This is a genomic window from Rhodovulum viride (assembly GCF_003265965.1).
Lineage (GTDB): Bacteria > Pseudomonadota > Alphaproteobacteria > Rhodobacterales > Rhodobacteraceae > Rhodovulum > Rhodovulum kholense.
Genome location: NZ_MUAV01000123.1, coordinates 1 through 880 on the forward strand (window position 1 = coordinate 1; position 880 = coordinate 880).

Annotated in this window: 1 protein-coding gene; it reads left to right on the forward strand. The window is 65.7% G+C overall.

Annotation, left to right across the window (positions count from 1 at the left end; all coding sequences use genetic code 11):
* Nucleotides 1-69 precede the first annotated feature (69 nt).
* Complete coding sequence (locus tag BYZ73_RS21355; protein ID WP_112317584.1) at nucleotides 70-870, forward strand: DNA adenine methylase; 801 nt, start codon at nucleotides 70-72, stop codon at nucleotides 868-870.
* Nucleotides 871-880 lie beyond the last annotated feature (10 nt).

Here is an 880-nt window from a genome sequence, read left to right on the forward strand (position 1 = left end):
TTCTTCGAGGCCCGTGCGGCCCATGCCCATGAGCGCTGGCGCCACGAGACCGGCCGGGGCTGACGCACCATGGGGGCGCTTGTCAGATACCACGGCGGCAAGGTCCGCATCGCCGAAAAGATCATCGGTCTGTTTCCGGCACATGACTGCTACGTCGAGCCGTTCGGTGGCGGGGCGGCCGTACTGTTGGCCAAGCCACGATCCCGCCTCGAGGTCTACAACGATCTCGATGGCGATATGGTGGCGCTCTTCCGGGTTCTTCGGGATCGGCCCGATGCACTGGCAGCGGCCATTGCGCTGACGCCTTTCGCCCGCGAAGAACACGAGGCCGCCTATTCCGAAACGCAAGACGATCTGGAGCGCGCGCGCCGTGTTCTGATCCGTTCGCATTTTGGGCACGGCTCGTCCGGCATTCATCGCGCGACAGGTTTCCGGGCGGCGGGGATGCGCGCCGGAACGCTACCGGTCCACGGCTGGGCCATGCTGCCCGAAACCATCCGCGAGGCGGCCGAACGCATGCGGGGCGTCGTGATCGAACACCGCCCCGCAGTGCAGGTGACGCAGGCGCATGACGGGTCGCAGACGGTTCACTACGTCGATCCTCCGTACTTGCCAGAGACCCGCGACAAGGGCCGCGACTATCGCCATGAAATGACCCGGCGCGACCACATCGACCTGCTCGACACCCTGCGCGGTTTGCGCGGATCGGTCGTTCTCAGTGGCTATGCCTCACCTCTCTACGACGATGCCCTGCACGACTGGCGTCGGATCGAGATCCAGACGCGCGCCGACAGGGCGGCAGAGCGAACCGAAGTCCTTTGGTGCAATTTCCGGGACGCCGTGCCTCTGTTTTCGTGCGGTCTCGCATGACCCCGCGCGA